The following is an 8,693-nucleotide window of genomic DNA, read 5'->3' as shown; positions in this document are numbered from 1 at the left end:
AGCGCCCGTCACACCTGAGCCCCCGCCCACCAGCGCACGGCCCCGCACGGAACCACCGCCCGGCCCCACCGCTCCCGCACCCACCACAGCTCCGCCCGCACCGGCCCCGGCACCCGCACCCACCCCGGCGGCGCCCGTCGCAGTCGAGCCCCCTGAGACGACGCTCGCAGACGCGCCCGCGCCCGTCGGCACCGACCACCCCTGAACCGCCCGAGCCCTCCCCAGATCCCAGCCCTGCTCGCTGCCCCTTGCCCCTTCGGAGAAAGACCAGAATGCCGCGCTTCAGCATCGTCGTTCCCACTCATGAGGTCGCCGGGCGTCTGTCCCTGGCGCTGGACTCGGTCCTCGGCCAGTCCTTCGGCGACTTCGAGCTGATCCCCGTCTGCGACGTGCAGGACTCCCCGGCGGGCGCCGTCGCCGCCGCGTACGCGGAGCGGGACGACCGGGTCCTCCCGGTGCAGTCGCCGCCGTCCGCGGGCCTCGGGGCGGCGCGCGACACCGGGGCGGGCGCGGCCCGGGGCACGTACCTGCTCTTCCTCGACGGCGACGACGAGCTGGCCCCGGGCGCGCTGCGGGCCCTGGACGCCAGGCTCCGCGAGGCGGGCGAGGACGTGGACGTCGTGTACTTCGAGCACGAGCGCGTGCACTGGTGGGACACCGAGACCAGTACGCCCCCGCTGCCCCGCACGCCCGCCGGCGCCTTCCCGCCGGAGCAGGCGCCGCAGCTCACCGGCGCCGCGCTGCCCGCCTGGTGCGCCGCCTACCGCCGCGACTTCCTCGCCGAGCACCGGCTGACGTTCCCGCGCGCGCACTTCACCGACGTCGGCTGGGGCGGCCTGGTCACGCTCACCGCGCGGCGGATGACGGTGGAGCGCTCGGTCGTCGTACGGCATCTGCTGCGCCGGCAGGGCAGCCGCCTCCACACGCCGGGTGAGCACCAGCTCGATCTCCTCGACCAAGTCGAGCTGGTGCTCACCCGGGCCGCCGCCCAGAACCTGCCGGAGACCCGGTCGGAGCCGCTGTTCCAGCAGCTCTTCGCGCTGGTCCTGAAGACCGCCGCGCACCCGGGCCGGCTGCCCGCGCACCGCCGCCGGGAGTTCTTCCGCCGCGCGGCCCGGCTGCACCGGCGCCACCGGCCCGCCGGGTTCCGGCCGCCGCCCGGCAGCCTCGGCGTGCAGCACCGGCTGCTGGCGGCCGGTGCGTACACCGCGTTCCGGGCGCTGCGCGGCGCCAACCGGCAGACGGCGCGGGCGGCGGCGCGGCTGCCCCGGCCGCGCATGCTGCGCACCCGTGCGCTGTACGCGCTGCACCTGCGCCGCCCCCTGGACGAGAACCTGGCCGTCTACTGCGCGTACTGGGGCCGCGGTTACGCGTGCAACCCGGCCGCGATCCACGCCGCGGCCCGCGCGCTCGCCCCGCACATCCACCCGGTGTTCCTGGTGGAGCCCGACGCGGTGGACGCGCTGCCCGCGGACCTGGACCACGCGGTCATCGGCAGCCACCGCGCCTGGGAGGTGCTGGCCCGCGCCAAGTACCTGATCAACAACGCCAACTTCGCGGACGCCGTCGTCAAGCGCCCCGGCAGCGTGCACCTCCAGACCCAGCACGGCACCCCGCTGAAGAAGATGGGCGTCGACCAGTCGACGTACCCGGTGGTGGCCGCCGCGACCGGCAGCTTCACCAGGCTGCTGAACCGGGTGGACCGCTGGGACTACAACCTCTCCGCCAACCGGCACTCCACCCAGATGTGGGAGCGGGCCTTTCCCGGCTCCTGGGAGGCGCTGGAGTACGGCTATCCGCGCAACGACGTCTTCTACACGGCGACCGCCGAGGACGTGGTCCGGGCGCGCCGCGCGCTCGGCGTCCCCGACGGCGTGAAGGCGCTGCTGTACGCGCCGACGCACCGCGACCACAGCACCGGCTTCGACGAGCGGCTCGACCTGGAGGCGCTCTGCGCCGCGGCGGGCGAAGGCGGCGAGGAGTTCGTGGTGCTGCTGCGCGCCCACTACTTCTACGACGGGAACGGGGATGGGGACGGGAACGGGAACGGGAACGGGGACGGCGCCGCGCGGACCGGCGGGCGGGTCATCGACGTGACCGGGCACCGCTCGGCCGAGGACGTCTGCCTGGCCGCCGACGCGCTGATCACCGACTACTCGTCCATCATGTTCGACTACGCCAACCTCGACCGCCCGATCGTGGTGTACGCCGACGACTGGGAGGTCTACCGGGAGACCCGGGGCAGCTATTTCGACCTGATCGCGGAGCCGCCCGGCCCGGTCGCGCGTACGCCCGAGGAGCTGGCGGAGGTCTTCCGCGACGGCTCCTGGGCGGGTCCTGCGGCGGCGGAGCTGCGGGCCCGGTTCCGGGAGCGGTTCTGCGAGTTCGACGACGGACGGGCCGCCGAGCGGGTGGTGCGGCGGGTGCTGCTGGGCGAACCGCCCGAGTCGCTGCCGCCCGTGCTCCCCCTCGCCCGGCGCACCCCGGCCCCGGCCCCCACTTCCCGAAGGAGCTGACGTGCCCCGCTTCAGCGTCATCGTGCCCGTCTTCAAGGTGCAGGGCTATCTGCGCGAGTGCCTCGACTCGGTCCTCGGGCAGTCGTACCCGGACCTGGAGGTGATCGCCGTGGACGACTGCTCGCCGGACGGCTGCGGCGCCATCCTCGACGAGTACGCCGTCCGCGACCCGCGGGTGAAGGTGCTGCACCTGCCCGAGAACGTGGGCCTCGGCCTCGCCCGCAACGCCGGGATGCCGCACGCCTCCGGGGACTTCCTGCTCTTCCTCGACAGCGACGACACCCTCACGCCCGGCGCCCTGCGGGCCATGGCCGACCGGCTGGACGAGACCGCCGACCCGGACGTGCTGGTCTTCGACTACGCGCGCACCTACTGGTGGGGCGGCACCCGCCGGAACGTTCTGGCGGGGCTGCTCGCGGACGGCGCGGACGGTACGGCCTCCGGCGCGGACGCCAAACGTGGGGCGGACACCGCGCGTGGGGCGGACACCGCGCACGGGGTGGCGGGCGACGGTACCTTCACCGCGGCCGGGCGCCCCGAGATCCTGGAACTGCTGATGGTGGTCTGGAACAAGGCCTACCGCCGCGGCTTCGTCGAGCGGCACGGCTTCGCCTTCCCGCCCGGCTACTACGAGGACACGCCCTGGACGTTCCCGGTGCTGCTGAGCGCGGACCGGATCGCCACCCTGGACCGGATCTGCCTCGCCTACCGGCAGCGCCGCCAGGGCAACATCCTGTCCACCACCAGCCGCAAGCACTTCGACATCCACGAGCAGTACGAGCGGGTCTTCGCCTTCGTCGACGCCCGCCCCGACCTGAATCTCTGGCGCCCCTACCTGCACCGCAAGATGGGCGAGCACTGCCTCGACGTCCTCGGCAAGCCCGACCGGCTGCCCGAGCGGGACAAGCCCGAGTTCTTCCGCCGCACGGCCGAGCTGTTCCGCACCCACGTGCACGGTCCGGTCCCGCCCGAACTGCGCGTGCTGCTCGGCGGTTACGGCGGCTACCGCCTGGAGCGGCACAAGGCGCGCGCGCTCAAGGCGCTCGACGCGCGCAGGCAGCGGGCGCGGGCCGCCGCCGCGGACCGGATCGGGCGCGGCTGGTCCGCGCTCCTGCGGCAGCGCCCGCTCGACCCGGACCTGGCGGTGTACTCGGCGTTCTCGCACCGGGGCGTGCTCGGCGACCCGGCGGCCGTGCACCGCGCCGCCCGCGAACTCGCCCCGCACATCAGGGGCGTGTGGGTGGTGCGCGAGGAGCAGGTGCCGCTGCTGCCGGCCGGCATCGAGTACGTCGTCCCGGACTCCCCGCGCTACCGGCAGGTCACCGCCCGGGCCACGTACTTCGTCAACAACGTCAACTGGCCCGGCACGCTGGTCAAGCGGCCCGGCAGCGTGCACGTCCACACCCACCAGGGCACCCCGCTGAAGTACATGGCGGCCGATCTGCTCGGCAAGCCGGGCGCCCGGCACGGCTTCGACGTGCCGCAGATGCTGCGCCGCGCCGACCGCTGGGACTACAGCCTGGTCGCCAACCGCCACTCCGAACTGGTCTGGGACCGCGCCTACCCCTGCCACTTCACCTCGCTGCGCACCGGCAGCCCGCGCAACGACGTGCTGGTACGGGCCCGTTCCGACGACGACGGCAACGGAGCCGACGCCGGTGCCGGGGCTGGCGCCAGGACTGGCGCCGGGGCTGGCACCGGGGCTGGCACCGGGGCCGTCGTCCGCTCCCGGCTCGGCATCCCGGCCGCCAACACGGTGGTGCTGTACGCGCCGACGCGCCGCGACTACGTCAGGGGCGGCCACGCCGAACGGATCGACCTGGCCCGGTTCGCCGACGACCTCGGCGCGGACCGCACCCTCGTCGTCCGGCTGCACCCCTCCCTCGCGGAGGGCCCGGCACGCGGCTTCGGCCTCACGGAGCTGGCCCGGCGCGGGGTGCTCGTCGACGCGACGGACGAACCGCACGTCGAGGAGCTGATGCTCGCCTCGGACGTCCTGGTCACGGACTACTCGGCGCTGCTGTTCGACTACGCCAACCTGGACCGGCCGATCGTGGTGCACGCCGACGACCGGGACGCGTACACCGCGAGCCGGGGCACGTACTTCGACATCACCGCCGATCCGCCGGGCCATGTGGCGCGCTCCTACCGGGACCTGGCCTGGCTGTTCGCGTCCGGTGCCTGGCGGGACGAGGAGTCGGCGCGGCTGCGGGCCGGGTTCCGGGAGCGGTTCTGCGAGTTCGACGACGGGCGGGCCGCGGAGCGGGTGGTGCGCACGCTGATGCTCGGCGAGCGTGACGTGCCGGTCCCGGTCAGGGTGCCCGCGCCGGCGGGCCAGGACCTGCGGGTCTCGTCGTGAGGCAGGCACGGTGGCGGTTCCTGCGAACTCGGCCGCGTACCTGGGTCGTCGTGCTCGCGGCCGTGTTCGCCGTGCTCCAGCTCGCCAACGTCACCGGGCGCGACACCCCCGACACCAAGAACTACCTGTCGTACGCGCTGAGTCTGCGCGGTGACGGCAAGCGCGCGGCCGCGGCGGCGACCATCGACTACGCGTGCGCGGGCCGGGCGTCCATCGCGCGCCGGAACCAGAGCGTCGACGTGCTCCGCTTCCACCGCCCGAGCCCCACCCGGCGGGTCACCGAGGAGTGCCGGCGCGAGCAGTGGGCGCAGGTGGACCGGCGGCTGCGGGCCGGGCAGACGGCCGGCCGCACGGTGCCGTTCATGCCCGCCCGCTTCATGCGGATCTTCGAGGTGCGGCCGGGGTATCCCGCGCTGCTGGTGCCGTTCATCGCCGTGTTCGGCGTGACGTGGGGCCTGTGGGCGTCGGGGGTCACCGTCGCGGTCGCCGGGGGTGTGCTCGCCTTCCTGACCCTGCGCACCCTGCGCGCGCCGACGGTGGTGGCGCTGACCGGGCAGGCGCTGTTCTACGTGCTGCCGTGCGGCGCGACCGCCATGCGCCCGATGACCGAGGGGCTGATGCTGACGCTCACCCTGGCGGCGCTGTGGGGGTGCGCGCTGGCCCTGGAGGGCGGCCGGGCGCGGACCGGCGCGGCACTGGTCGGCGGGGCGCTGGCCTGGCTGTTCACGGTGAAGCATTCGCAGGCGCTGTTCCTGGGGCTGTGCCTGGCTGCGGCATGCGCGGCGATCGGGCTGCGACGCGCGGGAGGCGTTCCCGACCGCGCCGCCCCGGGCGCCGGACCGGGCACCGAACCGGGCGCTGCCCCTGACTCCAGTACGGGCGCTGCCCCTGACTCCAGTACGGACGCTCTCCCGGGCTCCGGACCGGGCGGCGTACGGGTAGGGGTAGGGGTACTGGTGCGCGTGCGGCGGGCGTGGGCCGCGCTCGGCCGGCCGCTGCGGGCGGTGGCGCTGGTGGCGGGCGGCGCGGCCGTGGCGACCGTCCTGGCCGCGCGGGCGCTGCGCTACCCGGCCGAGTCGGAGAGCCTCCAGGACCTGCTGACCGATCACTTCGGGCGGCCCGACCGCATCCGGCCGTGGCCCGAGTTCCTCCGCCTGGAGGCGGGCTTCTGGGTGGAGTGGCTGCGCCGCCAGTTGTGGGAGCCGCTGTTCCTGACGGCGCTGCTGGCCGCCGCGTGGGGCGCGCTGCGCCGGCGCCCGGCCTTCGGCTGCTTCCTGCTCGCGGGCGCGTTCACCGGCGTGCTCAACCAGGCCGGGCACCCCGACATCAACATCTACGGGGACCGGCTGATCGTCCTGGCATGGCTGCTGCCGGTGCTGGGTCTCCCGCTGCTCCTGGAACGGGCGACGCGGCCCCCGGCGCCGCTCCCGGGCACGGTGCCGGGCCCGCTGCGACGCGACACGGCGCCGGTCCGCTGAGCACCCGCGTCCGCGTCCGGGTCCGGGTCCGGGTCCGGTCCCTGAACTCTGCACTCACCTGATGAGGTGAACTGCGGCTAGGCCGTTGACCCCGGCGGGAATATACGGCAAATGCCCGCAATCGCCCCGCACCGTCCCCTGTCCGCCCGGTGAGCGCCGATCTCCTCGTCCGGCGGGCCGCGCGCGGCGCCACGGCGCTGCGCGGCGGCGCGTCCTGGCGCCCGACGCCGTACCAGGTCTTCGGCGGCCTGTTCTGGCTGGTGCTGGTCCTCGCCAGTTGGCGCGTCCCGCTGTGCTGCGACGCCGGCCAGCACGCGGCGGTCGTCGAGCGGCTGAAGGACCGGCTGCTCCACCCGCTGCACCCGATGGCGGACCTGCCGGGCGCGGGCAGCCCGTACTACTCGCCGTACGCCGTCGCGCAGGGCGCCTTCGCCCGGCTGACCGGCCTCGGCGGCTGGGAGGTGGTACGGCTGGCCGCGCCGGTGAACCTGCTGGTGCTGCTGACGGGCCTCGGCCGTTTCGTCCGGGTGCTCGCGCCGGCCCGGCCCTGGGCGCCGGTCTTCGCGCTGCTCGCCATGGTGCTGCTCTGGGGCACCGAACGGGCCTGGTGGAGCGGGTATCTCGGGCTGATGTCGATGACCGGGAACCTCGGCTACCCCTCGACCTTCGCGATCGGCCTGACCTTCTGGGCCTGGGCGCTGACGGGAACCCGCACGGACAGCGGCACCGGCCCGGACAACGGCACCGGCGCGGACAGCGGCACCGGCCGCATGCACTACGGCGGCACCGGCCGCATGCACTACGGCGGCACCGGCCGCATGCGCTACGGCGCCACCTCCGTCCGGTACGTCGGCCCGAGCGGTCTGCGCGGCCTGACCGGCTACGCGGCGCTCGGCGTCCTGTACGGCCTGGTCCTGCTCGTCCACCCGATCACCTCGGTCGCGGCGGCGCTCGGCGCGGTGGCGCTGGTGGCGGGCCGGCAGCGCGGCTGGCGCGGCCCGGTCGCGGTCCGCTGGGCGCTGACGGCCGGGACGGCGCTGGCGACCGCCGCCTGCTGGCCGTACTTCGACGTCTTCGCGCTGCCCGGCGACACCAGCGTGGACGCCATGCACAAACGGCTGTACGCGGGGGTGCCCGGACAGTTCTGGCTGGCCCTGCTCGGGCTGCCCGCGCTGTGGCTGCGGGCCCGGCGCTCGGCCCGCGACCCGCTGGTGCTGCTGTTCGCCCTGGAGTGCCTGACCGTCGCCTACGGCTGGGTCAGCGGGCACTACACCTACGGGCGGATCCTGGGACTGACGCTGGTGCCCGCGCAGTTCGCGCTCGCGGTGGAGCTGGCGGCGCCGCGGCCCTGGCCGGTGTGGCGGCGGGCGCTCGGGGCGGCGGCGGTCGCGGGGGCCTGCACCGGCTTCCTCACCGTGCAGGCGGGCGCGGTCGTGCCGGCCGGTTTCGCGCAGCCGCCGCACTGGCCGACGTACGAGTGGGCGGCGCGGCACATCGGACCGGGCGAGGTGGTGATCACCGACGGGTACTACGCGGTGCACTCCCTCGCCGGGTACGGGCCCAACCTCGCCGCGCCCGCCTGGCCCGACGCCGCGCTCGACGAGGCGGAGCGGCAGCGCATGGTCGCGGACGTCCGCGCCTATCTCGCCCCGGGGTCGTCCCGCGCCCTGCGCGCGGCCGTGGTCCGCCGCCACCACGTGCGCTGGCTGCTGCTGACGCCTCGGCAGCAGGCGCCGCCGGAGGCGGTGGTGGTCGCGTGGAGCCCGGTCACGGGCGAGGTGCTGGCGCGGGTCGGCCACGGACGCGGCGGCGCGGCCCGGTGACCACCGGACCGCGCCACGAGAATTTTGCTGCCGCCCGGCTTACTCGACGACGAGCTCGACCGGGATGTTGCCGCGGGTCGCGTTGGAGTACGGGCAGACCTGGTGGGCCTGCTCGACCAGCTTGCGGCCGGTCTCGGCGTCGAGGGAGTCGGGCAGCTCCACGCGCAGCGTGACGGCCAGGGCGAAGCCCTCGCCCTGCTTGCCGATGGAGACCTCGCCGGTCACCGCGGCGTCGGAGACGTCCACCTTCGCCTGCCGGCCGACGGCGCCGAGCGCGCTGGCGAAACAGGCGGCGTACCCGGCGGCGAAGAGCTGCTCGGGGTTGGTGCCCTCGCCGTTGCCGCCCATCGACTGCGGAACGGCCAGCTGGAGGTCGAGGCGGCCGTCGGAGCTGACGGCGCGGCCGTCGCGGCCGTGGGTGGCGGTGGCGACAGCGGTGTAGAGCGCGTCCATGGAGACCATCCCTCTCAGATCAACGTCTTGGTGCGGCGGCCGGTCCGGCCGCCCTCACGACCAC

At 75.0% G+C, this 8,693-nt stretch carries 5 protein-coding genes; 4 read left to right on the top strand and 1 reads right to left on the bottom strand.

Annotated features, from left to right (window positions below):
• Positions 1-272: 272 nt before the first annotated feature.
• From ACFV6E_RS09220 to ACFV6E_RS09205, 4 genes are all read left to right on the top strand, one after another.
• Positions 273-2,516, top strand: a complete 2,244-nt coding sequence (locus ACFV6E_RS09220) for a CDP-glycerol glycerophosphotransferase family protein (protein WP_385460215.1) — start codon at positions 273-275, stop codon at positions 2,514-2,516.
• Position 2,517: 1 nt separating this feature from the next.
• Complete coding sequence (locus tag ACFV6E_RS09215; protein WP_385460213.1) at positions 2,518-4,875, top strand: CDP-glycerol glycerophosphotransferase family protein; 2,358 nt, start codon at positions 2,518-2,520, stop codon at positions 4,873-4,875.
• A gap of 50 nt (positions 4,876-4,925) precedes the next feature.
• Positions 4,926-6,353 (top strand): hypothetical protein, encoded by a 1,428-nt coding sequence (locus ACFV6E_RS09210; protein ID WP_385460211.1) that lies wholly within the window; start codon positions 4,926-4,928, stop codon positions 6,351-6,353.
• A gap of 149 nt (positions 6,354-6,502) precedes the next feature.
• Entirely contained in the window at positions 6,503-8,176 is a 1,674-nt protein-coding gene (locus tag ACFV6E_RS09205) for a hypothetical protein (protein WP_385460209.1), read from the top strand.
• A 39-nt stretch (positions 8,177-8,215) separates the two neighbouring features.
• Here the strand turns inward: ACFV6E_RS09205 and ACFV6E_RS09200 are convergent, their stop codons facing one another.
• A complete protein-coding gene (locus tag ACFV6E_RS09200) occupies positions 8,216-8,629 on the bottom strand; it encodes an organic hydroperoxide resistance protein (protein WP_385165834.1) in 414 nt (137 codons plus the stop codon).
• Between the last annotated feature and the right edge of the window lie 64 nt (positions 8,630-8,693).

This window comes from Streptomyces sp. NPDC059785 (assembly GCF_042732375.1).
Lineage (GTDB): Bacteria > Actinomycetota > Actinomycetes > Streptomycetales > Streptomycetaceae > Streptomyces.
This window is presented reverse-complemented; position numbering and strand designations above follow the sequence as displayed.